This is a genomic window from Polaribacter sp., assembly GCF_049276715.1.
GTDB lineage: Bacteria > Bacteroidota > Bacteroidia > Flavobacteriales > Flavobacteriaceae > Polaribacter.
In genome coordinates this window covers 25,181-48,920 of the sequence record NZ_JBASWY010000009.1, presented here as the reverse complement: position 1 = coordinate 48,920, position 23,740 = coordinate 25,181, and the positions used below count along the sequence as shown (strand labels likewise).

Here is a 23,740-nt window from a genome sequence, read left to right as displayed (position 1 = left end):
GTTAAAATAGGTGGATTATTTAACATCTTGCAAAGCAAATACTTGTTTTAGTAAAGCAGTAGTTCTCAAACCTACTTTTTCTCTAATACCTTTTTCTTCGATTTCTATCATAGTAAACACTCCTTTTAGAGCCTGGTTTGTTACATAAGCTGTTAAATCTGGATTTACTTTACTTACAAAAGGAATAGAATTGTATCTAGTTATTAGGTTGCTCCAAATTTTGTCTGCACCAACTTTAGAAAAAGAATCATTAATTACAGGGCTAAAACTGGCATATAAACTTTCGTTAGTTTTAGATTGCAAATAAGAGGTTGCTGCATTCTGCTCACCTAATAAAATGTTTTTTGCATCATTAAAAGTTATTTCTTTTACAGCATTCACAAAAATAGGTGTCGCAGTTTTTACTGCATCTTCTGCTGCTCTATTTAAAACCTTAATACCTTCGTCTGCCAAATTGCCTAAACCTATACTTCTTAATCCTTTATCTACAGCTTGTAATTCTTCTGGTAATAAAATTTTAACCAATTCATTTCTATAAAAACCATCTGTTGCAGTTAATTTAGTTACCTGATTTTTTACGCCATTATCTAAAGCTTGTCTTAAACCATTGCCTATTTGCTCTTGAGTTAAACCTACATTACTTGGTAAATTATTTACAACTTTTTGTAATTCTGCACAACCAGCAAATTGAATTGCAATTACTAAAACTAAAATTCTTTTTATCATTTTATGATGTTAAAATTATTTAAAACTATCTGTTTTTTTATCATAATTATAGGGGCAGTGTTTACAGCCACTTTTGCAACAATATCCTCTTTTTAAGTGATATTTTTCTGTAAAGACTTTGTAACCTTGTTCATTTAAGTAAAAATCCTCTTTATCTAGTTCTATTCTAGGTTTAAACATATTGCAAAAATAACACTTATTTAAAGACTAATCTTTTATCTTTTACAGTATTTAGCCTTAGAACCTTATAGTCTAAAATATAGTTTTGGTATAATCTCCAAGGAAATTTATCACCTTGTTTTGGCAAAATATCTTTCGCTCTGTGAATGTAACCCGAATCTAAATTAATAAGAGGAAGTTCTCCTAAATTTTTCTCAATCACTTTTGAATGGACAGACTTAAAATTATTTTTATCTAAATATTTTAAAACTCTAGAAATATATTCACTTGTTAAATCGCTTTTTAAGGTCCAAGAGGCATTTGTATAACCAGCAAAAACAAAGAAATTTGGTAGCTCACTTAGCATTAAACCTTTATAAATAAATTGCTTTGTAATATCGAAAGGTTGGTTATTTAAAGATATTTTAGCACCACCAAAAGGCAATAGCTTTAAACCTGTAGCACTTATAATGATGTCTGCTTCTAAAATTTTTCCAGATTTTAACAAGATTCCGTTTTCAATAAAAGTGTCTATGGTGTCTGTAACCACAGTTGCTTTGCCTTTGTTAATGGCTTTAAAAAAATCGCCATCTGGTACTAAACAAAAACGCTGTTCCCAAGGTCTGTAATTTGGTGAAAAATGGGGCTCAATAGGAAAATCAGCCAACTCTTTTTTAATCCCTTTTAAAATGAATTTCTTCATCGTTTTCGGATATTTTCTGCACAGATTGTAAAAAAGCATATCTGCTAAAATATTTTTAGCTCTAACTAAAGTGTGTGCAATTTTACTTGGTAATACCTTTTTAATAAATTTCGCAATTTTATCTTTGTTTGGTAAGGCTGCAATATAAGTGGGTGTTCTTTGTAGCATAGTTACTTTAGCAACCTGTTCAGCAATTTTAGGAACAATAGTAACAGCAGTTGCTCCACTGCCAATAACCACTACTTTTTTATATTTATAGTCTAAATTTGTATCCCATTTCTGTGGATGGATAAACTTTCCCTTAAAGTTTTCAAAACCTTTAAATATAGGAGTATATCCTGTATCATAATTATAATAACCACTAGCATTAAAAATAAATTGAGAGGTGTAATATTGTACTTCTTCTGTTTTTGGATTGATGGTTTTAATCGTCCATAAATTTTGAGAAGTATCAAAATTATAAGAAATTACTTTTTGATTAAAGGTGATTTTTTCTTTCACATGATATTCTTCTGAAGCTTCATTTAAGTATTTTAAAATGGATGGAGCGTCTGCAAAAGATTTATCGTCATTCCAAGTTTTAAAAGAATAGCCAAATGTATACATATCAGAATCTGAACGAATTCCTGGGTACTTAAACAAACTCCAAGTGCCACCAATTTCTTCTCTGGCTTCTAAAATTTTATATGTTTTATCCGGATTTTTTCTTTGTAAGTGACAAGCTGCTCCAATTCCAGATAAACCAGCTCCAATTATTATAATATCAACATCCATAAATAATTACTTGTTTTTCGCTTTTACTTCTCTTTTTCTCATGGGCATTCCATCAATCATAGTAACTAATTTTTCTAAAGATAAAAGGTCGTTTTGTTTCAATTTGATGCCACCATCCAAACCAATTAAAACTACTTTAAAATCTTCTGATTTTCTTTTGTATTTTTCTGTTTTTAACGCTGATGAAAGCCAAACTGTGCTGAAATCTGTTGTAAACTGATTTTCTGAAAACTGATAAATTTTTAACTTTCTTTCTTTCAAACCTTTTTTATCTTTCGATAAAATTTCGATTTGTTGTTGTAATTTCTTGTTATTCTTTGCATCAGAAAAAATTAATAAAACTCTTTTTTCCCATTGATAGCTCTCTATTTCTTGACTAAAAGACTTCATTCCACTAAAAAAGACGCAAAACAGCATAATTTTTTTCATATTACTTCAAAACTGAAAACTCAATACTAGAATCTGTAAAAACGGTATGCGTTTGTGTTTTAAAATCTTTTTCATCGGCTTTGTAAATGTTATCTACATAGGTTTGCGGATTCAAATCGATTAAAGGAAACCAAGTACTTTGCACTTGAATTTGCAACTTGTGTCCTTTTTTAAACGTATGAAAAACATCTTGCAATTTGATGTTTACATCAGTTTTTTTATTTGGTGTAAATGGTTCTGGAAATTCGAAACTATTTCTAAATCTGCCACGCATTACTTCACTTCTCACCATTAAATGATAATTGCTCATTTTTAAATGATCCTGTAAACCATCATTACTTTCTTCTATATCTGCAGGATGTACATCAATTACTTTTACAATCCAATCTGCTGCAGTTCCTGTAGTTGACACTTTTAATTTGGCTAAAATATCACCAGCCAAAGTATAATCTTCAGTTAAAACATCGGTTTCAAAAACCAAAACATCGGGTCTTCTTGCAGCAAAACGCTGATCATCTGTCATGTATTTTCTTGGCGTAAAAACTGTTTTTATATCTTCAGAATAAGGGACAGGCCTTTTTATATCACTTATAAATTTTATTTCTGATGATGATTTCATTTCAGAGGTTAATTCTTGATTTTCAGATAAAAACCAATCTTGTTTTACGACGTTTTCTGGTGGCCAAGCATCATACGATTTCCATTCTAATTTTCCAGAATCAAAAACATAGGCTTCTGGCAAACCAGAATTTTTATCGCCTTTTCCTTTTAAGAAATGATTAAAAAACTTGGTTTCTATTTCTGACTGAAATTTTAAAGAAATAGAATCTCCAAAATAATAATTTCCAACTGTGTTTTTTACACCAGAACTTGCCCATTTTCCATGATCCCAAGGTCCAAAAACCATTGTATTGTAATTATCTTTTCCATATTTTTCGATTCCTTTATAAGTCTCTAAAGGACCATATAAATCTTCTGCATCAAACCACCCACCAACAATCATAGTAGCCACAGAACTTGGTACTTTATCCATGTGCTGAATAATTCCTTTGCTTTTCCAAACAGAATCGTAATTAGGATGTTCTACAATTTCTTTCCAGAAAAAATCATCAATTTTATCTTTTGATGCTGCAGAGTTTACATCTAATTTATCATACTGAAAATATTCGTTTAAGTTTTTTAAAGGGCCTTTATCTAAGAAAAACTGATATTGATCTTGTGTTTTCATCTCTGGAAAAGAATACCAAGCAGAATCTGTTGGAGTGTCTTTGTAAGTTCCAAAAAGTGAAATCGCTCTAAAATAGCTTAATAAAAAAGCTCCATTATGATGAAAATCATCAAAGAAAAAATCGCCAATACAAGCTTGAGGAGAAGCTGCTTTTAATGCAGGATGTGCATCTATTGTAGAAATAGTTGCATAATGTCCAGGATACGAAATTCCCCAAGTTCCAACATTACCATTGTTATTTTCTATATTTTTTACGAGCCAGTCAATGGTGTCATACGTATCTGAAACTTCATCAGATTGATATTCTTTTTTATTGGGAATATAAGCACGCATATTGTCGTAAACACCTTCACTCATCCAACGTCCACGAACATCTTGGTACACCACAATATTGCCCTCTTTCATTAAATGAATATTAGGGCTAATTTTAGATTTCATTTTCCCTTCTCCATAAGGTGCTGAACTGTAGGGAGTTCTTTGCATTAAAATGGGATATTCTTTTGATGTGTCTTTTGGAGAATAAATGGTAGTATGCAGTTTTACACCATCTCTCATTACAATGTCAACTTCTTTTTTGGTGTAATTGTCAATTACAAAAGTGTCTTTTTTTTCTTCTTTTTCAGTTTTATCAGCAGTATTTTTACAAGCTGAAAATACAAGGGTGCTTGCGAAAAACAATAAGAAAATTTTCTTCATAATCTAGTTTTAGTAGTTTTTATAAAATTACAAAACAAAAAAGAGTTATTTTAAAAAACCATTGATAAAATAATTATTTTATTGAATTTATCAATTTTAAATTGATAGGCAGAAGTTGCAGAATTATTACTAGAGGTTTTTTAATTGATTGGCATTTAGAAAATGTTTCTCATTTAAATATCGATTAATCATTGTCATTCTGATGAAGAATGAGTAAGAATTTAAAGGTTGATTTTTCTATTTTGCGATTTCTCAATCGTTCATACTTCACTCATTTCGAAATGACATTTTTAATATTTAAAAAGTATTGGCTTACTGAAAGTTGGCAGATAAGTCTAGCCCTGATTGAACGGTTTGTTTGAGCTCTTTTTTTAGTTGTCAGTTCGAGTAAATTTGCTTTTTTGCAAATTTGTATCGAGAACAAAACTAAAAAAAAGCGAGTAGTGAAAGCAGGAAATAGCTTCAAAATAAAAGAAATTTTTTACTACAAGTTCTAAATTACTTTAACGAAATATGTGATTTTATAAATAAATTTTCTCGTAAATTTGCAAACTATGCAGGAAACGAATCAACATCAATTAACAGACTGGTTACCAACTACCAACAGAGAAGTGAAAATTCGAGGTTGGGAAGAATTGGACGTGATTTTATTCAGTGGAGATGCCTATGTAGATCATCCTTCTTTTGGACCAGCAGTCATTGGAAGAATTTTAGAAAGTTATGGTTTAAGAGTCGCAATTGTGCCTCAGCCAAATGTGAATGATAATTTACAAGATTTCGAGAAATTAGGAAAACCAAGATTGTTTTTTGGTTGCACAGGTGGTTGTATGGACCCAATGGTTTCGAATTATACTGCAAGTAAAAAAAGACGAGACAAAGATGCATACACACCTAATGGAGATAAAGGTTTTAGACCAGATTATGCAACTTCTGTTTACTCGAAAATATTAAAGGAAAAATATCCTGATGTGCCTATTTTAATAGGTGGAATTGAAGCTTCCTTAAGACGTGTAACACATTATGATTATTGGTCTGATAAGTTAATGCCAACCATTTTAGAAACCTCAAAAGCAGATATGCTAGTTTACGGAATGGGTGAGCAACCTTTGCGTGAAATTGTGACTTTGTTACAGAAAGGTGTGCCTTTTTCGAGTTTAAAAAACATTAAACAAACTGCAGTTTTAATTGATACAAATAAAGAGAAAATTCCTGTTGTAAATGATTGGGAAGATGTAACTATTAATTCTCACAAAGCCTGTTTAGCTGATAAAAAAACATTTGCTTCTAACTTTAAAGTGATTGAACAAGAATCGAATAAACTAAAAGCGAGAAGAATTTTACAAGAAGTAGAAGGAAAAACGTTGGTGATTAATCCACCTTTTCCAACAATGACAGAAGCAGAAATAGATGGTTCTTTCGATTTGCCTTACACACGTTTACCACATCCAAAATATGACAAACGTGGGCCAATTCCTGCCTTTGAAATGATAAAATTCTCTATAAATATTCACAGAGGATGTTTTGGAGGATGTAGTTTTTGTACAATTTCTGCACATCAAGGTAAATTTATTGCGAGCAGAAGTAAAGAATCTGTATTAAGAGAGGTTGATAAAGTGGCAAATATGCCAGACTTTAAAGGCTATTTATCTGATATTGGTGGACCTTCTGCAAACATGTATCAGATGAAAGGGAAAGTGCAAGAAATTTGTGATAAATGTGTTGCACCAAGTTGTATTTCGCCTGTAATTTGCTCTAATTTAGATACTTCACACAAACCATTAACTGAGTTATATCAAGCAGTTGATAAGCATCCAAAGATTAAAAAATCGTTTATTGGAAGTGGAATTCGACATGACATGTTAGTGCCAGAATTTAATAAAAATGCAGATCCAAAAGAGTTAGATGCGTATACAGAAGAGGTAATGACCAAACACGTATCTGGACGTTTAAAAGTAGCTCCAGAACATACTTCAGATAATGTATTAAAATTGATGCGTAAACCATCTTTCACCTATTTTCATAAGTTTAAAGAGCGTTTTGACAGAATTAATATCAAGAAGAAATTAAACCTACAGTTAATTCCTTACTTTATCTCAAGTCACCCAGCAAGTGAAGTGGAAGATATGGCTAACTTAGCTGCAGAAACCAAAGATATGGGCTTTCAATTAGAGCAAGTTCAAGGTTTTACACCAACTCCAATGACAGTTGCAACTGTTATTTATTATTCAGGATATCATCCTTACACCATGAAAGAGGTGAAAACCCCGAAAACTAAAAAGGAAAAAGATGACCAACATAAATTTTTCTTTTGGTACAAAAAAGAAAATAAAGATTGGATTAAAAACACGTTGAATAAAGTTGGAAGACAAGATTTACTAAACGTTTTATTGCCAGAAAATAATTCTTGGAAAAAGAATAAAAAAGCGCAAGAAACCAAAAATACCTTTGATGATGCTGTTCCTTTTAATCGAAGGAAAAAGAAGGTTAGTAGAGCTCCAAAAAAGAGGAGGTAGGTTTAGTTTGGCAAAACCGTCAAATAAATTTTTAAAATACTTTCGTTTGCATATTCTGATTCTGGCGTAAAAGCTTTCACAACCAACATGTTATTTTGCCCAATTAAGCTTTCGTCAATTTTAAAATTGAAACGATTTGATTCTTGATTAATTCTTAATTTTCCAGCAAAATGAAATAATTGGTAGCTTATTTTTCTATCTTTTGGATCGTTAGCTTCAACTAATAATTCGTATTCGTCACCCACTTTTAAAACAGGATTTTGTTGCTTTTCTGGATTTGAATTCAGCCAACTTGAACCTAGATTATCGGATATTTTTGAAATATTGATAAAATAGTCGTCTACTAAATTTTTCTTATTGTTATAGATTGTAATTGAATTTTTTAAATCCATTACAATTCCAGATAATAAATCTTCTTGACTTTTAATTAAAGAGTTTCCACTACCAATAATTTTTTTGTACTGAACAACTTCATTAAAAAAGACTAAAAAACGTTCTTTATCGCTTAAAATAGATGAAAATTTTTGCCAATTATTTTCAATAATCAATACTAAATCTTCAAAATTAGCATAGAAAACAATTCTCTTTTCGAATAAAAATCCATCGTTTTTATTTTGCTGAACAGTTCTTTTTTTAAACCATTTTTCAACAATTTCTTTCGATATTTTATAATCGCTGTTATCAGCATCACCAAGAACATCGATAATTAATTTTCTTAATGTATTTTCATATTGTTTTATCATTGGTTCAGAATAAGGGTAAAAATTAATGCGATTAATTAGCGAAGTTAATTTTTTAAAAGTTTAGAAACAAATTTTACTATTTTTCAATTCTTAAAATTTAAGTATCTTTAAAAAAACTATTCAATCTTTTACATGATGAAATTATTTAAACTACTAATTTTAATTTTATTTTTTTCTTCTTTTAATGGCTATTCTCAAGATGATTATTTGGGAGAGGGTCCTTTTAATCAGTTAATAATTAGAGGAGTTATGTTAATTAATGGAGATGGTTCACCTCCAAGAGGACCTGTAGATATTATAGTTGAAAATAATATAATTACACAAATTGAAGTTGTGGGTTATCCAGGAGTTGAAATTAAAGAAAATGAACGCCCAAAACTTAAAAAAGGAGGTAAAGAATTGGATGCAAATGGTATGTATTTATTGCCTGGTTTTATAGATATGCATGGTCATATAGGAGGAGATTCTCAAGGTGCGAGTCCTGAATATGTTTTTAAATTATGGATGGCACATGGCATTACAACTGTAAGACAGCCCAGTGGAATTAATGCAAAAGAGTTAAAACAATTAAGTGCTAAAAACAAAATTGTTGCACCTAGAATTTTCGATTATGTTGGTTTTGGCTCTGGTGCTAAAAACGGAATTAATACACCTGAAGAAGCTAGAGAATGGGTAAGAGAAAATGCTAAAAATGGGGCTGATGGAATTAAATTCTTTGGAGCAGAACCTAAAATTATGGCTGCTGCTTTAGATGAAAATAAAAAATTAGGTTTGGGTTCTGCTTGTCATCATGCACAATTAAGTGTGGCAAGATGGAATGTTTTACATTCTGCAAGAGCAGGTTTAACTTCTATGGAGCATTGGTATGGATTGCCAGAAGCTTTGTTTGATGATAGAACTGTGCAAAATTATCCTTTAGATTATAATTATCAAAATGAGCAACATCGTTTTGAAGAAGCTGGAAAATTATGGGCTCAAGCTGCAAAGCCTTATTCAGAACATTGGAATAATGTAATGAATGAATTACTAGAATTAGATTTTACTTTAGATCCAACGTTTAATATTTACGAAGCTAGTAGAGATTTACACAGAGCTAGAAGAGCTGAATGGCATGAAGATTATACATTGCCTTCTTTATGGAAATTTTACGAACCCAGTAAAATTTCTCATGGTTCTTATTGGCATGATTGGGGAACAGAACAAGAGGTTTCTTGGCGTAAGAATTATGAGTTATGGATGACGTTTATAAACGAATATAAAAATAGAGGAGGTAGAGTTACAGCTGGTTCAGACTCTGGATTTATTTATCAATTGTATGGTTTTGCTTATATACGTGAGCTGGAATTGTTGCGTGAGGCAGGTTTTCATCCTTTAGAAGTGATAAGAGCTGCCACTTTAAATGGTGCTGAAGCTTTAAAAATGGATGATAAAATTGGTTCTATTCAAGTTGGTAAATTTGCAGATTTTGTAATTGTTGATGAAAATCCTTTGCAAAATTTAAAGGTATTGTATGGAACAGGAGCAATAAAACTAACCAAAGAAAATGAAGTAATTAGAGCTGGGGGTGTACAATACACCATTAAAGATGGAATTATTTACGATGCAAAACGTTTATTGGCAGATGTAAAAGCCATGGTTGATGCTGAAAAAGCAAAAACAAATTGGAAGTTAGTGCAACCTGGAATGAGAGAGTAGTTTATTTTTTCACAGCAATCATCATATGTGGACTAAAAGGCAATAAATATTCATCGTTTTGAGTCAAGTTTTGCAAGGCTTTTAAAGTTTTAGATTTCTTTTTATCTAACATATTTGCAAAATATTCGTTGTCTAACCAAATCATTCCTTCTACAGCAAAAAGATTTATCAATTCTAAATCTTGTTCTAAAAATTCTGCCTTTAAATCTTGTGGTTTGTGATAAAAAGCATCTGCTAATAAAAAAGGAAAATCTTTGGGTGCATTATGGATTCCTGTTGTTAGTTCCTCTTTGCACATATCAAAAAATGAGTTTGCGTGAATCATTCCATTCATTAAACCTACAACAGTAGAGGCTGTTGCATTGATTGCAAAACCCAAAATAATCCCATCTTTTTTTAAAACTCTTTTTGCTTCTAAAATGGCTAAAACTCTATCTTCTCTTTTTTGAAGATGATATAAAGGTCCATGAAGAATTACCAAATCAGCAACATTATCTCCATAAGGTAATTTTTTAGCTTCACCAATTTGAACCGAAAACGGATTTTTTAATTTTTTAGCTCTTTTTTCTGCTAATTTAATATGTTTTAAAACAGGTTCTACTAGATGAACTTTATGACCTTTATTAGAAAGCCATTCAGCATATTTTCCTGTTCCTCCACCAACATCAATAATTGTTGCATTCTTTTTGTTAATATGAAGTTCAATCAATTCTTTGATTCGTTCAAATTCAAAAATTCCCATTCCTTTTTCAAGGCGTGTTTCTTCTGAAGCTTTGTTGTAAAAAGTTTCTAATTCTTTACTAATAAGAGGTTTGTAATTCAATTTACTAAGCTTCTTTTAAATGGGTGTTAAAAAAAGAAATGGTTCTTTCCCAAGATAAATTAGCTGCTTCTTCATCATATCTTGGAGTTGTATTATTATGGAAACCATGGTTTACTTCTGGATAAAAATGAGCTTCATGTGTAATATTATTTTCTTTCAACACTTTTTCAAATTCAGGCCAACCTGCATTTACTCTACTATCTAAAGCTGCATATTGCAATAACAAGGGAGTTTTAATTTTAGCTGCATCTTCATTTTCTGGTTGCCTTCCATAATAAGGAACTGCAGCTCCTAAATCTGGTATTCTAACAGCCATCATATTAGAAATCCATCCACCAAAACAAAAACCAACAACTCCAACTTTACCATTGCAATCTTTATGGTTTTTAAGGTGATTGTATGCTGCAATAAAATCTTCTAACATTTCTTGCTGGCTTCTTTTTCTTTGCATTTCTCTTCCTTTATCGTCATTTCCAGGGTAACCTCCTAAAGGTGATAAAGCATCTGGAGCTAAGGTTACAAAACCTTCCAAAGCTGCTCTTCTGCCAACATCTTCTATGTAAGGATTTAGGCCTCTGTTTTCGTGAACAACTATAATTCCTGGTAATTTTTCTGAAGTATCTTTTGGTATAGAAAATAAACCTTTTATTTTTTGCCCACCTTTTGGTGAATCGTAATTTATCATTTCTGATTTTAATCTTGGATCATCTTTATGAACCACAATAAAATCTTTGTAATTTGGCGAAATAAAACTTAACAAAGCTGGCAATGTAATAGCCCCAACTGCGTATAAAGAGAGTTTTTGTAAAAATTGTTTTCTATCTATTTTGTTGTGTGCATAATCATCATATAAGTCAAAAACCTCTTGACTAATATCTTCTTTGGTAAGCTGTTTCATAAAAGTAAATTTTAGAGTTGTATCTTTTTTTGCCTAAGATAGCTAAAAATTAATTTAAACATAATCAAAAAAAAGACGTTTAAGAATTTCTTAAACGTCTTTTTAAATCCAAAAAATAATTTGATTTGTAAATTACTTTTGTCCTTTTTTAAATCCGTATAAATTTTGATCTATAAAATTTTGAGGAAATTTATCATCGCCTTTAAAGCCAATTTCGATAGTTCCACTATCTTCAGGAATGTAATTTGTTTTAAAAATATAATCCCATAAGCTTAAGCTAATTCCATAATTCATTCCATATCTTCCTTCTGGTAAAATATAAGCATGATGATATAAATGCATAACAGGATTGTTTAAAACGTATTTAAAAACACCCCATGTAATTTTAATATTTGCATGATTAAAGTGACCAATAGCAATGGTTATAAAATGAACAATATAAGCTTGTTCAGGTTCGAAACCACCTAGAATCATTACTCCAAAAGTTTTTAAGGGCTTGTAAAAAATGTTTTCCATCCAATGATATCTTAAATGTGCTGCAAAGCCCATTTCTTTTACACTGTGATGTACTTTGTGAAATTTCCACAAGAACTCGTATTTATGTAATAATACATGCGTAAACCATTGCACAAAATCAAGAATTATAAAGAAAACAAGTAATTGTAACCAAGGAGACCATTGAGAAATATCAAACAGTGCCAAACTTTTTGCAGTAATATTAAATTCGCCAAATAGCAATCCTAAAATTTTATAAACTCCGCTGATAACAATTGAGAAAATAAAGAAGTTAAAGAACATGTAAAATGCATCTAACCAAAAATCTTTTCTAAAAATAGCCTGTTGTTTTCTCCATGGGAAAGCGATTTCTAAAATCCAAACAAAAAGTGAAATGGCAATAAGACCCCAAAAATAATTGGTGTACCAAGGCACTTCAAAAATAATCGATTTCCATGTCCAATTTACAGTTCCTGTAAAAGCATTTGCAAAAGCATCTAAATATTTTTCCATTATTAATTTTTAATTTATTGTTTTTAAGCTGTCATTAGTAAAGGGTAAATCGTTAAAATAGCTCCATTCTGTCCAAGAGCCATCATAATTTTTTACATTTTTATATCCTAATAATTGAGTAAGAACAAAAGTGGTATGTGCTGAACGCACTCCACTATGACAATACAAAATTATTAAATCATTCTTTGTTACATTTAATTTTTTAGCATAAAATTCTGCTAAAGTTTCTATGGGTTTTAGTTCTTGATTTCCATGAAAATTAATGGCTTCTGACCAATCAATATGAATACTGTTTGGAATTCTACCTGCTTTAGAAGCCCCTTTTTTTTGTTTTTTTCCTGAGAATTCGTCAAAAGATCTTGTATCTACAAGTACTATTTTTTTATTGATTGCATTCAACACTTCTTCTTTAGAAATGGCATATTTCATGCTTGGTTTTTCAGAAAAGGCGAATACAGTATTTATTTTTTCAGGAATTTCTTGAGTTACTTTTCCTTGGATTGCTTTCCAACTTTCAATACCACCTTGCAGCATTTTAATGTTTTTAAAATTATAGTTTTGTAAAATCCACCAAAATCTTGCTGCTTCACACAATCCATTTTTATCATAAACAATAAGTGTATCGTTATTTGAAATGCCTAAAGAACCAAATAATTTTTCAAGTTGTTTTGTGCTTGGCATCATACCATTGTAAGGATAAGAAGTATCTTCAATATCAGTTATCCAGACATGAATAGCATCAGCTATATGTTCTTTATCGTAAAATTCTTTTTTTCTAAAATCGATAATTTTTATATTTTTTTTATTGATGGTGGTCATCAATTCATTAGCATTAATTAGATAATTTATTTGATCTGAATCATCAGTATCAATCGTTGTTTTTTTACATCCTAATGTAAATAGTACCAATAGAAGAATGCTAATTTTTAAGTTCATACCAATCGATATCTGTTAAGTTCATTCTTCTGCCTTTTTTCAGTGGAGGATAATTTGTAGCTAAATAGTTTACTATAATTTCTTGATTTGCACCTAAATCCCAAAGGTTTTGGGTTTCTTGCATCCATTTTATAGTAGCATTCCAACGTTCAACATCCATTCTATTTTGTGTTACTAATTTTGCAGAATGGCAATTGGTACAATTGTTAACCACTGTCATTAAACCTTCTGCATCAATCAAACCTGTTCTTAAGTGAATTCCGTTTTCAATTTTATCTTCATCTTCTATAACCTCTGTGTAAACAGTTGTTACCTTTTTTTTTCCAAATACCGAAAAAGTTGGGTCATAAATGGAAAAAATAAGTAAAACTGAGGCTATAACAGAAAAAGCAGTAGCTATGTATGCCGTTTTTTCTGCCTTTTTTATTTTTTTTTCAAACTCATTCATAGCATTCATCACACAATTTTTACAGCAATTCTATGACAGGCATTATTTAAATATCCTTTTGGGTTCCAACCAGGAACTAACATTGGTTGCGAAACTCCTTTTGCGTCTGTTGCTTTTGCCCAAACTTCATAATATCCAGCTTTTGGAAAATTTATGGAAGCAGAAAAATGTTGCCAAGCCAAACGATTTGCGGGTTTTTCTATAGTACAAGATTTCCATGTTGCCCCAAAATCAATAGAATAGTCCATTTTTGTAACTTCTAATTCACCAGCCCAAGCATGACCTCTAATGTTTAAAGATTTGCCTACTTTAATAATTGCTCCAGTTTTGGGATAGGTTATGATTGATTTTACAGGCATTGATTCAATAATGCACATGTCTTCATCTTTTACTTTTTCTCCTGGTGCAACTGGTTTACAAGGAACTTTATACGATGAACCTGTCATTTTTTCTCCATCATGAATAATGTTTCGAACACTAATTCTATTCACCCATTTTCCAGAAACGGATGCTGGCCAGCCACCTGCTACTAAACGTATTGGATAACCATGAATTAGTGGAATATCTTCTCCATTCATTTTAAAAGCCAAAATGGTTTCGTCTTGCAATGCTTTTGGCATTGGACAACCTCTAGAAATAGGTTCTTTTTTTGGGTCGCCACTTAAATGCTGATCTACTGCATGAAAACCAATATACATGGCATCATTTTTTATACCTGCATCTTCTAATACATCTCTCAATCTTACTCCTGTCCAAGATGCACAATGCACAGCACCAACTGTCCATTGATTTCCTTTTGCTGGCGGATCAAATTCACTTCGTCCATTTCCACCACATTCAATGGTTAATTGATAAGTATGTTGTTTAAATTTTGATTTTAAGTCAGCAAGCGAATATGTTTTTTTATTTTTTACAGATTCTCCATCAATGGTTAATGTCCATTCTTTTGGGTTAATATCTTCAGGCACCAAACCATTATTTCGAATAAACATCGATGAATTAGGCGTTATTTTATCATCTAATAAATGTGCTTGAGCTTCAATATTCCATGGTTTATCATTCAAGACAACCATTTGTTTGTTTTTACTGAATAATTTAAAAGGATCTGTTTCTTGAAGCGCCAAAGGAGTATATCCAGAAGGCATTTTAGAACCAAAAACTAATTCAGTACCAATCATAGCTGCAAACGAACCTAAAACAGCTTTTTTTACAAAAGATCTTCTTTTCAATTGATTATGGTTTTTGTAAATACGATGACAATATAATTTGGAATAATAATATTATATGTAACATAAGTTACATAAAGATAAAAGAAATACCTTTAATATTACCAAGTTATAAAAATAACTAATTAATTATGAGGATAATGAAAAAAAATTTCGAAACTAATTTTACGGGTTGGGCATTTATTTTAGCTGCAGCCTTACTTTGGTTCGGTTGGGCTTTGTCTCCACATCATATTGGAGAATATATAGTTGCTTCTGATTTTACAAAAATTGGTGAAAGTGTTTGGTATTGGATTTGGATGTATCGTATTCATATTTTTGGTTGGGTAACTATGGGAATTTCAATGTTTGCATTACTATCTATCACAACAGGCAGACCTTATAGAGTTGTGGTTCTTCCTGGAATTGGAATGGTGATTGTTGGTACTTTTACCTTGGCTATTGCAAATGCCTATTTTTATAATTTTGGAGCTTGGGGTGTTGGAAAAACTGCTGGATTATCGCCTGAAGAGTTGATTTTGTTTATTGATAACATTTTATATACCAATCAATATGTAACTTGCTTTATACGTTTTGGAAGAATTTTTTCAGGAGTTGGTTTGGTGTTATTGGGCTATGCTTTTATAAAGTGGAAATTGGTAAGCGCTTGGTTAGGGTGGTTTACATTAATACTTGGTTTTTTAGCAATGGGTATTATTTTAGCAATTGCAGATAATTTTGAAATTTACAAACCTGTTTTTCATATTAAAGTTTTATGGTTAATGTTTATGGGCGCATATCTATTAATAAACGGAATTCATTTACCAGAAGCTAAACAGTAATTTTTTTTTTTGGTAGTTAAAATAGAAAAGGCAAAGATTTTTAATTCTTTGCCTTTTTTTAGTTTTTGAAAAAGAGGAACTTAATTACAAACTTTACAATCTTCTTTTTCTTTGATTTCTCCTACCAAAATCCCTTCTGTATTCATTACAAATCCACAGCAATCCATAAAACCTTGTGCAATTAATTTACGCGCTCGTTGAATTTGAGATTTTGTTGCAGATAAACTTTGATGCAATTGAATTGCAACTTCTTGTTGTGGCAATCCTTTTATATCTGATAAAAATAAAGGGTCTCTATATTTTTTTGGTAAGCTTTTTAAAATGCCTTTTAAGCAATCTTGTTCTGTATGTGTATTTTCTTCAATAGATGTTTCTGCTTCAAAATTGGCAATTTCAAAAGTTTGGTTTTGAGCTTTCCAATAATCTAAAATTGCATTTCGAGCCACAGTAAAACACCAAGATTTTAGTTTGGTAATATCTTTTAAAGTATGCAGTTTCGTGTGAATTTTTATAAAAGTATTCTGCAAAATATCATCAGCAACTGTTTCATTTTTTACTTTGCTGATGATAAATCGTTTTAAATCTTCAGAATACGAAGTCCAAACTTGTTTTGTGGTCATAATAATTATTTTCGCTGTAATTGCGAGTTTACGAAGCAATCTCAAACTTATAAAAAAGATTGCTTCATTTTATTCGCAATCACTTTAATTAACAATTACAATTCGTACATGTACAATTTTGGCAAGTACATTGAGAGCAATCTTGGTTAATGCAAGGTGCACAACCACAAGTACAATTATTTTTATTTTTCATGATATTTGTTTTTAATGTTCAACTAATAGACAGCAAATTCGTTAAAAAGATGCATCAATTTAAAAATATTTTTTCAATTCATTTCTCATTGGCAGTATTTTTATAGGTGAAACATTTGTACCACCCGTATTTCCTTTAGGAACCCAAATGAATGTAAATAGTAGAGAAGCTACAATTCTTACAATTTGACCCAACACTTCTTTTATACTTTTCTTTTTGATGCCAAAAACCAACATCCAATAATGACTAATAGTATGCCTTAAAATATGTTTCTGACCTAAAACATGTGCATTTTCTAAATGATAAAAAGAGATTTCAAAATTATTATTTTTAAGTGCTTCCTTTCCTAAATTTAATTGATGATAATATTCAGTTTTTAATTCTTGATGATTCATCTTGTTTTTAAAAATAGACGAAAATCAATCTAAAAAGATGCAAAGTTTTCCTTTTTTTTCCTGTCACTTCGATTCTTTTTTTTGGCTGTCACTTCGAGTTTTTTTTGAAGAATGAAAAAAAAGTATCGAGAAGTCTTTTTTTGACGGTTATTCCTGCGTAGGCAGGAATCTAAAATTACTTCGACTTTTCTCCCACAAAATAATCCGACTTTACTTTAAACAACACATTAAAAGTGGTTAAACTTCCATAAATTCTGGTGATGTATTGCTGTAAATCAATTTTATCTTGGTCGTCTAAAGTTTTGCTTGCGTTTATTTTTTGTTCCATCACTCGAATTCGATCTCTTACCATCACAATCTTATGAAAAAACGTATCTATAGGTATTTCTTTATCAGCTAAATTAGAATCTGCTGCCCTTAAAATTAAGGTTCCATTTCTCCATTTATCTGCAATTGGTGCAATTTCTGTAACATCAGACCATTTTTGTAAAATCTTTTTTAATGATTTTTCTACCTCGTAAAAACTAACTGAATCTACTTCGTCTTCAACTGCTTCTATAATTTCAAATTCGCTATCAATATCAATAGTTTCTAAACCCTCTTTTATAAAAGTTACCCAATAATGTTTGCTGGTAACATTGGTTACAACTCCTAAACCAAACTCTGGATGCTCTATTCTTGAGCTAATTCCTAATATTTTCATTTATTATTTAATTTTTATGAAAGGTAAGAATACTATTAGAAAAAATAAATTATTTAACTTTCAAAAATTATTAAAAGTTTATAATTGAAAGATTAATTATGAATAGAATTCTCACAGTTTTAATTTCTACGATTTGGTTTGCAAACGGATTTTTGTGTAAAATATTAAACCTTGTTCCTAGGCATCAAGAAATTGTAGCAAGAATTTTAAATGAAGAATTTGCAAAAGAAATTACTTTTACTATTGGTGTTTTAGAAATAATTATGGTTGTTTGGATTTTATCGAGCTTTAAAACAAAATTAAATGCTATCACACAAATTATAATAGTTTTAGCAATGAATGTAATTGAGTTTTTCTTGGTAGAAAATTTATTACTTTTCGGAAAAATGAATATTATATTCGCTTTGTTTTTTTGTTTAATTATTTATTATAACCAATTTGTAATCAAAATAAAAAACCATGTTTAAATCCTTCAAAAATCATCCTTTTGCAGTTGAGGCTTTTTTCGAAAGTTCGACAGTTTTTACATTTGCAGTGCCAAAAGAACAATTAGAAAAGTTAATTCCAGAATGTTTAACTTTAGATACTTTTCAAGATAAATGGGCATTTATTGCAATTGCAATGGTGCAAACAAAAAACTTAAAGCCCAAAGGATTTCCAAATTTTATGGGTAATGATTTTTTCTTAATTGGTTATCGAGTTTTTGTAAGATACACAGATAAAAGAGGTAAAAGATTAAGAGGTTTATATATTTTAAAATCAGAAACAGATTCTCCTAAAATGTCTTTTAGAGGAAATATTTTTACCCATTATAATTATACTACAACAGATATAAACATCAATAAACAGGATGATAAAACAGAAATTTATTCAAGGAAATCAAACTTTAAAATTAGGGTAAATAATACTAATGATAAAGTTGATTTACCAGAAAACTCTCCTTTTGAAAATTGGAAAGAAGCCAGAAGATTTGCTGGACCTTTGCCATTTACGTTTACCTATAATCAAAAATCAAAAGAGGTTTTAATTATAGAAGGAGTTCGAACAAATTGGAAACCAAAACCTTTAAAAGTTGATGAATATAATTTTCAGTTTTTAGGTGATTTAAAACTAGAAAATTATGTTTTGGCAAATGCTTTTATTATTGAAAATATTCCATATCATTGGAAAAAAGGAAAAATAGAAGTATGGAAATAGAAAGAAAAAATTTTCAAGGTGTCTTAAATATTTTAAGTTTTAACAGGCATTTTTATGTGGTAGGTTTTATTGTGTTATTTGTAATTACTGCAGTTTGTTTATATTTTAATGTATCTGATTTAGTTATTTGGATAATTATTCTTGCTTTTTTATATGGATTAATTATGCCTCTTGTAATTTCTGCTTACGTGTACGATTTTTCAGGATATTATGATTTTAAATGGTTTAAAGATTTAAAAATAATAGATTCTCCAGAAACCAAAATTCTAAATATTAATGCAGGTTTTGATGAAACAAGTTTTACAATTGATCATAAATTTCCAAAATCAGATTTGCAAGTTTTCGATTTTTACAATTCAGAAAATCATACAGAACCAGCAATTATTAGAGCAAGAAAAGTAACAACTTTGTATCCAAACAATTCACAAATAAAAACAGATAATATTCCTTTAAAAGACAATTCTGTAGACGTAATTTTTATACTTTCTGCGATTCATGAGATGAGAAAAAATGAAGAAAAAGTTCAGTTTTTAAAAGAATGTAAGAGAGTTTGTAAAGAAAATGGAAAAGTAATTGTTGTGGAGCATTTAAGAGATTTGCCAAATTTCTTTGCTTTCTCTGTTGGCTTTACACATTTTTTCTCAAAAAAAACATGGTTAAAAGTTTTTAAAGAAGCTGGATTTACATCAATTTCTGAAAGAAAATTTACGCCATTTATGTCTATTTTCACCATTCAAAAATAATTAAATTATGACTTTACAGTTACAAATTATTGGAGTTTTATTAATGTTTTTAGCATTGATTCATGTAGGTTTTCCAAAATATTTTAAATGGAAAATAGAATTAAAATCATTGAGTTTAATCAATTCTCAAATGATGACAACGCATACTTTTTTTATAGCTTTAACAGTTTTCTTAATGGGATTGCTATGTGTAACTTCTGCATCAGAATTGATGGGAACTAATCTAGGAAATAAAATTTCCTTGGGTTTAGGTATTTTTTGGTTGATAAGGTTATTTTTTCAGCTTTTTGTGTATTCATCATTATTATGGAAAGGCAAAAAGTTTGAAACAGCAATGCACATAGTGTTTACTATCTTTTGGATATACATGAGTGCACTATTTTTTTATATTTATTTTCAATAATTATATAAATTAGTAAGACCTCACAGGTTTTAAAAACTTGTGAGGTCTAAACTATAATTTAGTTTTTGAGATCCCGCTAAAAAGCGGGATAAGCGATTTACACAATTTCGCTGAAAAGCGAAATCGGTTCTCTACTTACATATTCCTCCTATATTGTCCACCAACTTTAAACAACGCTTCTGTAATTTGCCCTAAAGAACAAACTTTGGTAGCTTCCATTAATTTATCAAAAAGGTTTTCATTCTGTATTGCTGCTTGTTGTAAAATGGCAATTTGCTCTTTTACTTTATTCGGATTTGCTTTGTTCAACAATTCTTTTGTTTTTATTTGAAATTGCTTCTCTTCTTCAGTGGCACGAATTACTTCTGCTGGCTGCACAGTGGGTGAGCCTTTAGAACTTAAAAAGGTGTTTACACCAATAATTGGGAATTCTCCATTGTGTTTCAACGTTTCATAATACAAGCTTTCCTCCTGAATTTTGGAACGCTGATACATCGTTTCCATCGCTCCTAAAACGCCACCTCTTTCTGTAATTCTATCGAATTCTAACAACACAGCTTCTTCAACTAAATCTGTTAATTCTTCAATAATAAATGCACCTTGAATTGGATTTTCGTTTTTAGATAAACCCAATTCTTTATTGATAATCAACTGAATTGCCATTGCTCTTCTCACAGATTCTTCTGTTGGGGTTGTAATCGCTTCATCATAAGCATTTGTGTGCAAAGAATTACAATTATCATTAATCGCATACAAAGCTTGCAACGTAGTTCTAATGTCATTAAAATCGATTTCTTGCGCATGTAAAGAGCGTCCAGAAGTCTGAATATGATACTTTAACATTTGTGCTCTTTCGTTCGCTTCGTATTTATTTTTCATCGCTTTTGCCCAAATTTTACGAGCAACTCTTCCAATCACAGAATATTCAGGATCAATTCCATTTGAAAAGAAAAAAGATAAGTTTGGTCCAAATTTATTGATGTCCATTCCACGACTTAAATAATACTCAACATACGTAAAACCATTAGACAACGTCAATGCCAATTGCGTAATTGGGTTGGCACCAGCTTCTGCAATATGATAGCCAGAAATAGAAACCGAATAAAAGTTACGCACTTGTTTTTCGATAAAATATTCTTGTACATCTCCCATTAAACGAAGTGCAAATTCTGTAGAAAAAATACAGGTATTTTGTGCTTGATCTTCTTTTAAAATATCCGCTTGTACAGTTCCTCTAACTTGTGCTAAAGTTTCTTTTTTTATTTGATGATAAACCTCAGAAGGCAAAACCAAATCTCCAGTGATTCCTAAAAGCATCAAACCTAAACCATTATTTCCTTCAGGTAAATTGCCTTGATAAACAGGTCTTTCTAAACCTTTTGAATCATAGATTTCTTTAAATTTCGCTTCAACTTGTTTTTCTAATTTGTGTTCTTTGATGTATTTCTCACAATTTTGGTCAATAGCAGCATTCATAAAGAAACCTAACAACATTGGAGCTGGCCCATTAATAGTCATAGAAACAGAGGTCATATGATGGCTTAAATCGAAACCAGAATAGAGTTTTTTAGCATCGTCTAAACAACAAATAGAAACCCCAGCGTTTCCAATTTTTCCATAAATATCAGGTCTGTGTCCAGGGTCATTTCCATACAAAGTAACCGAATCAAAAGCAGTTGATAAACGTTTGGCATCCATTCCTAAACTCACATAATGGAAACGTCTGTTGGTTCTTTCTGGGCCACCTTCACCAGCAAACATTCTTGTGGGGTCTTCTCCAGTTCTTTTAAAAGGATACAAACCTGCAGTAAATGGGAATTCTCCAGGAACATTTTCTTGTAAATTCCAGCGTAATAAATCTCCCCAAGCTTGGTATTTTGGCAACGCAACTTTCGGAATTTGTGAGTGTGATAATGACTCAGAATGGGTTTCTATCTTAATTTCTTTATCACGAACTTTAAACGTATAAATAGGATCTTTATATTTCTGAACTTTTTCTGCCCAGTTTAAAATAATTTCCCAATTTAGAGGATTAAAGTTTAGTTTTACTTTTTCGAATTGTGCGAAAAGCAATTTAACAAATTGCTTTTCGTCATCCTGAACTTGTTTCAGGATCTCATCTTCATCTAGCCCCGTTTTAATAATTTCTATGGATGAATCTGTAATAGATTCAATAGTTTGATAAATTCCATATAATTTTTGAGCAACAATAACTTGTTCATTTACATCTTTATCATAAGCTCTGTTATTCTCTGCAATTTCTGATAAGTAACGCACTCTTGCAGGCGGAATTACAAATATCTTTTCAGACATTTCTTTGGTAATTTCCATTTTTGATTTTAAATCAGCACCCGTTTTTTCAACCAATTTATCCATAACACTTTTGTACAAAGTATTCATTCCAGGATCATTAAATTGAGATGCAATTGTACCATAAACTGGCATATCATCCATATGAATATGCCACAGATTATTGTTACGTATGTACTGTTTTTTTACATCACGAATGGCATCTAAAGCACCTCTTTTATCAAATTTGTTAATAGCAACCAAATCAGCAAAATCCAACATATCAATCTTTTCTAACTGAGTTGCAGCACCAAATTCAGGTGTCATTACATATAAAGAAGTATCAGAATGTTCAATGATTTCTGTGTCAGATTGCCCAATACCTGAAGTTTCTAAAATAATTAAATCAAACTCAGCAGCTTTTAAAACTTGTATAGCTTCATTTACATATTTAGACAATGCCAAATTAGATTGACGAGTTGCTAAAGAGCGCATATAAACTCTAGAGTTGTTGATAGCATTCATGCGAATTCTATCCCCTAAAAGTGCACCACCCGTTTTTCTTTTTGATGGATCCACAGAAATTAAGCCAATTGTTTTTGTAGGAAAATCAATCAAAAAACGTCTTACTAATTCATCAACTAAAGAAGATTTTCCAGCACCACCTGTTCCTGTAATTCCTAAAACTGGAGAAGCCCCTCCCAACCTCCCCAAAGGGAAGGAGTTCCAATCTTTATTGAAAATCTTTGCAAAAGCCTCGTGGTTATTTTCAGCTAGCGAAATTAATCGTGCAATTGTATTAACTTCTTTTTTCTTTAAATTTTCTAAAACCTTCTCATTACCCAATTCCAACAACCAATCTCCATCTTCATTACATACTTTTCCAACAAAATTTGAGTCAGATTGGAGTTTCCCTCCTTTGGAGGGATTAAGGGAGGCCTTCACCAAATCATTAATCATTCCTTGCAAACCTAATGCTCTTCCATCATCAGGAGAATAAATTCTGGTAATTCCATAATCCATCAATTCTTTAATTTCTTCAGGAAGAATTACACCACCACCACCACCAAAAATTTTAATATGGTTAGCACCTTTTTCTTGTAATAAATCATACATGTATTTAAAATACTCATTATGTCCTCCTTGATAAGAAGTTATAGCAATGGCATTTACATCTTCTTGAATGGCGCAATTAACTACTTCTTCCACACTTCTATCATGTCCTAAATGAATCACTTCAACTCCAGTGGATTGTATAATTCTACGCATAATGTTTATGGCAGCATCATGTCCGTCAAAAAGTGAGGCAGCAGTTACAATTCTTACTTTATGTTGAGGTTTATAAGGTATAATTTGTTCCATTCGTAATAA

At 30.7% G+C, this 23,740-nt stretch carries 23 protein-coding genes; 7 read left to right on the top strand and 16 right to left on the bottom strand.

Annotated elements, in window-relative coordinates; all coding sequences use genetic code 11:
* Positions 1–15 precede the first annotated feature (15 nt).
* The 5 genes from WAO74_RS02360 to WAO74_RS02340 are packed head-to-tail and all read right to left on the bottom strand — an operon-like array spanning position 16 to position 4,715.
* The gene (locus WAO74_RS02360) at positions 16–726 is read right to left on the bottom strand and encodes a DUF4197 domain-containing protein (protein ID WP_422159354.1); all 711 of its coding nucleotides are present in this window, start codon (positions 724–726) and stop codon (positions 16–18) included.
* 15 nt (positions 727–741) lie between these two features.
* The gene (locus tag WAO74_RS02355; RefSeq protein WP_422159353.1) at positions 742–906 is read right to left on the bottom strand and encodes a DUF5522 domain-containing protein; all 165 of its coding nucleotides are present in this window, start codon (positions 904–906) and stop codon (positions 742–744) included.
* Between the two features lie 16 nt (positions 907–922).
* Positions 923–2,362, bottom strand: a complete 1,440-nt coding sequence (locus WAO74_RS02350; protein WP_422159351.1) for a flavin-containing monooxygenase — start codon at positions 2,360–2,362, stop codon at positions 923–925.
* A 6-nt stretch (positions 2,363–2,368) separates the two neighbouring features.
* Positions 2,369–2,752 (bottom strand): DUF4174 domain-containing protein, encoded by a 384-nt coding sequence (locus tag WAO74_RS02345; RefSeq protein ID WP_422159349.1) that lies wholly within the window; start codon positions 2,750–2,752, stop codon positions 2,369–2,371.
* Between the two features lie 40 nt (positions 2,753–2,792).
* Entirely contained in the window at positions 2,793–4,715 is a 1,923-nt protein-coding gene (locus WAO74_RS02340) for a CocE/NonD family hydrolase (protein WP_422159347.1), read from the bottom strand.
* 554 nt (positions 4,716–5,269) lie between these two features.
* Between WAO74_RS02340 and WAO74_RS02335 the strand changes: the two genes are divergently transcribed.
* A complete protein-coding gene (locus tag WAO74_RS02335; protein WP_422159346.1) occupies positions 5,270–7,228 on the top strand; it encodes a YgiQ family radical SAM protein in 1,959 nt (652 codons plus the stop codon).
* A gap of 2 nt (positions 7,229–7,230) precedes the next feature.
* Here WAO74_RS02335 and WAO74_RS02330 read toward each other — a convergent pair whose 3' ends face one another.
* Positions 7,231–7,971, bottom strand: a complete 741-nt coding sequence (locus WAO74_RS02330) for a hypothetical protein (protein ID WP_422159345.1) — start codon at positions 7,969–7,971, stop codon at positions 7,231–7,233.
* Positions 7,972–8,106: 135 nt separating this feature from the next.
* Here WAO74_RS02330 and WAO74_RS02325 point away from each other — a divergent pair, with 135 nt between their 5' ends.
* Positions 8,107–9,666: an amidohydrolase family protein gene (locus WAO74_RS02325; protein ID WP_422159567.1), complete on the top strand. Its 1,560-nt coding sequence runs from the start codon at positions 8,107–8,109 to the stop codon at positions 9,664–9,666.
* Between the two features lies 1 nt (position 9,667).
* Here the strand turns inward: WAO74_RS02325 and WAO74_RS02320 are convergent, their stop codons facing one another.
* From WAO74_RS02320 to WAO74_RS02295, 6 genes are all read right to left on the bottom strand, one after another.
* Positions 9,668–10,489, bottom strand: coding sequence for a class I SAM-dependent methyltransferase (locus WAO74_RS02320; protein ID WP_422159344.1), 822 nt, complete (start codon positions 10,487–10,489; stop codon positions 9,668–9,670).
* Between the two features lie 4 nt (positions 10,490–10,493).
* Positions 10,494–11,387, bottom strand: a complete 894-nt coding sequence (locus tag WAO74_RS02315) for a dienelactone hydrolase family protein (RefSeq protein ID WP_422159342.1) — start codon at positions 11,385–11,387, stop codon at positions 10,494–10,496.
* 132 nt (positions 11,388–11,519) lie between these two features.
* Entirely contained in the window at positions 11,520–12,395 is an 876-nt protein-coding gene (locus WAO74_RS02310) for a sterol desaturase family protein (RefSeq protein WP_422159341.1), read from the bottom strand.
* Between the two features lie 9 nt (positions 12,396–12,404).
* Positions 12,405–13,331: a sulfurtransferase gene (locus tag WAO74_RS02305; protein WP_422159339.1), complete on the bottom strand. Its 927-nt coding sequence runs from the start codon at positions 13,329–13,331 to the stop codon at positions 12,405–12,407.
* Positions 13,315–13,788, bottom strand: a complete 474-nt coding sequence (locus WAO74_RS02300) for a monoheme cytochrome C (RefSeq protein WP_422159337.1) — start codon at positions 13,786–13,788, stop codon at positions 13,315–13,317. The genes WAO74_RS02305 and WAO74_RS02300 overlap by 17 nt, the downstream gene beginning before the upstream one ends.
* On the bottom strand, positions 13,788–15,008 hold the full coding sequence (locus tag WAO74_RS02295; protein WP_422159335.1) for a sulfite oxidase: 1,221 nt from the start codon (positions 15,006–15,008) through the stop codon (positions 13,788–13,790). Before WAO74_RS02295 ends, WAO74_RS02300 begins: the two co-directional genes overlap by 1 nt.
* 137 nt (positions 15,009–15,145) lie before the next feature.
* Between WAO74_RS02295 and WAO74_RS02290 the strand changes: the two genes are divergently transcribed.
* Entirely contained in the window at positions 15,146–15,826 is a 681-nt protein-coding gene (locus WAO74_RS02290; protein ID WP_422159333.1) for a hypothetical protein, read from the top strand.
* Between the two features lie 80 nt (positions 15,827–15,906).
* Here WAO74_RS02290 and WAO74_RS02285 read toward each other — a convergent pair whose 3' ends face one another.
* From WAO74_RS02285 to WAO74_RS02275, 3 genes are all read right to left on the bottom strand, one after another.
* Positions 15,907–16,446 carry a sigma-70 family RNA polymerase sigma factor gene (locus WAO74_RS02285; protein ID WP_422159332.1) on the bottom strand — a complete coding sequence of 180 codons (540 nt, stop codon included), beginning with the start codon at positions 16,444–16,446 and terminating at the stop codon, positions 15,907–15,909.
* Between the two features lie 252 nt (positions 16,447–16,698).
* Positions 16,699–17,034 carry a DUF3703 domain-containing protein gene (locus WAO74_RS02280; protein WP_422159331.1) on the bottom strand — a complete coding sequence of 112 codons (336 nt, stop codon included), beginning with the start codon at positions 17,032–17,034 and terminating at the stop codon, positions 16,699–16,701.
* A gap of 175 nt (positions 17,035–17,209) precedes the next feature.
* Positions 17,210–17,737, bottom strand: a complete 528-nt coding sequence (locus WAO74_RS02275; RefSeq protein ID WP_422159329.1) for a hypothetical protein — start codon at positions 17,735–17,737, stop codon at positions 17,210–17,212.
* A 98-nt stretch (positions 17,738–17,835) separates the two neighbouring features.
* On the opposite strand from WAO74_RS02275, the gene WAO74_RS02270 reads away from it, so the two are divergent.
* Genes WAO74_RS02270 through WAO74_RS02255 form a run of 4 tightly spaced genes read left to right on the top strand, consistent with a single transcriptional unit; the run spans position 17,836 to position 20,080 of the window.
* Positions 17,836–18,204 (top strand): DoxX-like family protein, encoded by a 369-nt coding sequence (locus WAO74_RS02270; RefSeq protein WP_422159327.1) that lies wholly within the window; start codon positions 17,836–17,838, stop codon positions 18,202–18,204.
* Complete coding sequence (locus WAO74_RS02265; protein ID WP_422159325.1) at positions 18,197–18,934, top strand: DUF2071 domain-containing protein; 738 nt, start codon at positions 18,197–18,199, stop codon at positions 18,932–18,934. Before WAO74_RS02270 ends, WAO74_RS02265 begins: the two co-directional genes overlap by 8 nt.
* Positions 18,925–19,677, top strand: a complete 753-nt coding sequence (locus tag WAO74_RS02260; protein WP_422159323.1) for a class I SAM-dependent methyltransferase — start codon at positions 18,925–18,927, stop codon at positions 19,675–19,677. The genes WAO74_RS02265 and WAO74_RS02260 overlap by 10 nt, the downstream gene beginning before the upstream one ends.
* Positions 19,678–19,684: 7 nt before the next feature.
* Positions 19,685–20,080 (top strand): hypothetical protein, encoded by a 396-nt coding sequence (locus WAO74_RS02255; RefSeq protein ID WP_422159321.1) that lies wholly within the window; start codon positions 19,685–19,687, stop codon positions 20,078–20,080.
* A 135-nt stretch (positions 20,081–20,215) separates the two neighbouring features.
* Here the strand turns inward: WAO74_RS02255 and WAO74_RS02250 are convergent, their stop codons facing one another.
* Positions 20,216–23,731: a methylmalonyl-CoA mutase family protein gene (locus tag WAO74_RS02250; RefSeq protein WP_422159319.1), complete on the bottom strand. Its 3,516-nt coding sequence runs from the start codon at positions 23,729–23,731 to the stop codon at positions 20,216–20,218.
* Positions 23,732–23,740: the final 9 nt, after the last annotated feature.

Excerpts from the sequence above, each read along its gene's own strand:
- WAO74_RS02265 (WP_422159325.1), top strand. The coding sequence starts at position 18,197 with ATGTTTAAATCCTTCAAAAATCATCCTTTTGCAGTTGAGGCTTTTTTC.
- WAO74_RS02345 (WP_422159349.1), bottom strand. The coding sequence starts at position 2,752 with ATGAAGTCTTTTAGTCAAGAAATAGAGAGCTATCAATGGGAAAAAAGA.
- WAO74_RS02285 (WP_422159332.1), bottom strand. The coding sequence starts at position 16,446 with ATGACCACAAAACAAGTTTGGACTTCGTATTCTGAAGATTTAAAACGA.
- WAO74_RS02330 (WP_422159345.1), bottom strand. The coding sequence starts at position 7,971 with ATGATAAAACAATATGAAAATACATTAAGAAAATTAATTATCGATGTT.
- WAO74_RS02360 (WP_422159354.1), bottom strand. The coding sequence starts at position 726 with ATGATAAAAAGAATTTTAGTTTTAGTAATTGCAATTCAATTTGCTGGT.
- WAO74_RS02275 (WP_422159329.1), bottom strand. The coding sequence starts at position 17,737 with ATGAAAATATTAGGAATTAGCTCAAGAATAGAGCATCCAGAGTTTGGT.
- WAO74_RS02290 (WP_422159333.1), top strand. The coding sequence starts at position 15,146 with ATGAAAAAAAATTTCGAAACTAATTTTACGGGTTGGGCATTTATTTTA.
- WAO74_RS02305 (WP_422159339.1), bottom strand. The coding sequence starts at position 13,331 with ATGAACTTAAAAATTAGCATTCTTCTATTGGTACTATTTACATTAGGA.
- WAO74_RS02310 (WP_422159341.1), bottom strand. The coding sequence starts at position 12,395 with ATGGAAAAATATTTAGATGCTTTTGCAAATGCTTTTACAGGAACTGTA.
- WAO74_RS02260 (WP_422159323.1), top strand. The coding sequence starts at position 18,925 with ATGGAAATAGAAAGAAAAAATTTTCAAGGTGTCTTAAATATTTTAAGT.
- WAO74_RS02300 (WP_422159337.1), bottom strand. The coding sequence starts at position 13,788 with ATGAATGCTATGAATGAGTTTGAAAAAAAAATAAAAAAGGCAGAAAAA.
- WAO74_RS02340 (WP_422159347.1), bottom strand. The coding sequence starts at position 4,715 with ATGAAGAAAATTTTCTTATTGTTTTTCGCAAGCACCCTTGTATTTTCA.
- WAO74_RS02250 (WP_422159319.1), bottom strand. The coding sequence starts at position 23,731 with ATGGAACAAATTATACCTTATAAACCTCAACATAAAGTAAGAATTGTA.
- WAO74_RS02335 (WP_422159346.1), top strand. The coding sequence starts at position 5,270 with ATGCAGGAAACGAATCAACATCAATTAACAGACTGGTTACCAACTACC.
- WAO74_RS02280 (WP_422159331.1), bottom strand. The coding sequence starts at position 17,034 with ATGAATCATCAAGAATTAAAAACTGAATATTATCATCAATTAAATTTA.
- WAO74_RS02315 (WP_422159342.1), bottom strand. The coding sequence starts at position 11,387 with ATGAAACAGCTTACCAAAGAAGATATTAGTCAAGAGGTTTTTGACTTA.
- WAO74_RS02350 (WP_422159351.1), bottom strand. The coding sequence starts at position 2,362 with ATGGATGTTGATATTATAATAATTGGAGCTGGTTTATCTGGAATTGGA.
- WAO74_RS02355 (WP_422159353.1), bottom strand. The coding sequence starts at position 906 with ATGTTTAAACCTAGAATAGAACTAGATAAAGAGGATTTTTACTTAAAT.
- WAO74_RS02325 (WP_422159567.1), top strand. The coding sequence starts at position 8,107 with ATGAAATTATTTAAACTACTAATTTTAATTTTATTTTTTTCTTCTTTT.
- WAO74_RS02270 (WP_422159327.1), top strand. The coding sequence starts at position 17,836 with ATGAATAGAATTCTCACAGTTTTAATTTCTACGATTTGGTTTGCAAAC.
- WAO74_RS02255 (WP_422159321.1), top strand. The coding sequence starts at position 19,685 with ATGACTTTACAGTTACAAATTATTGGAGTTTTATTAATGTTTTTAGCA.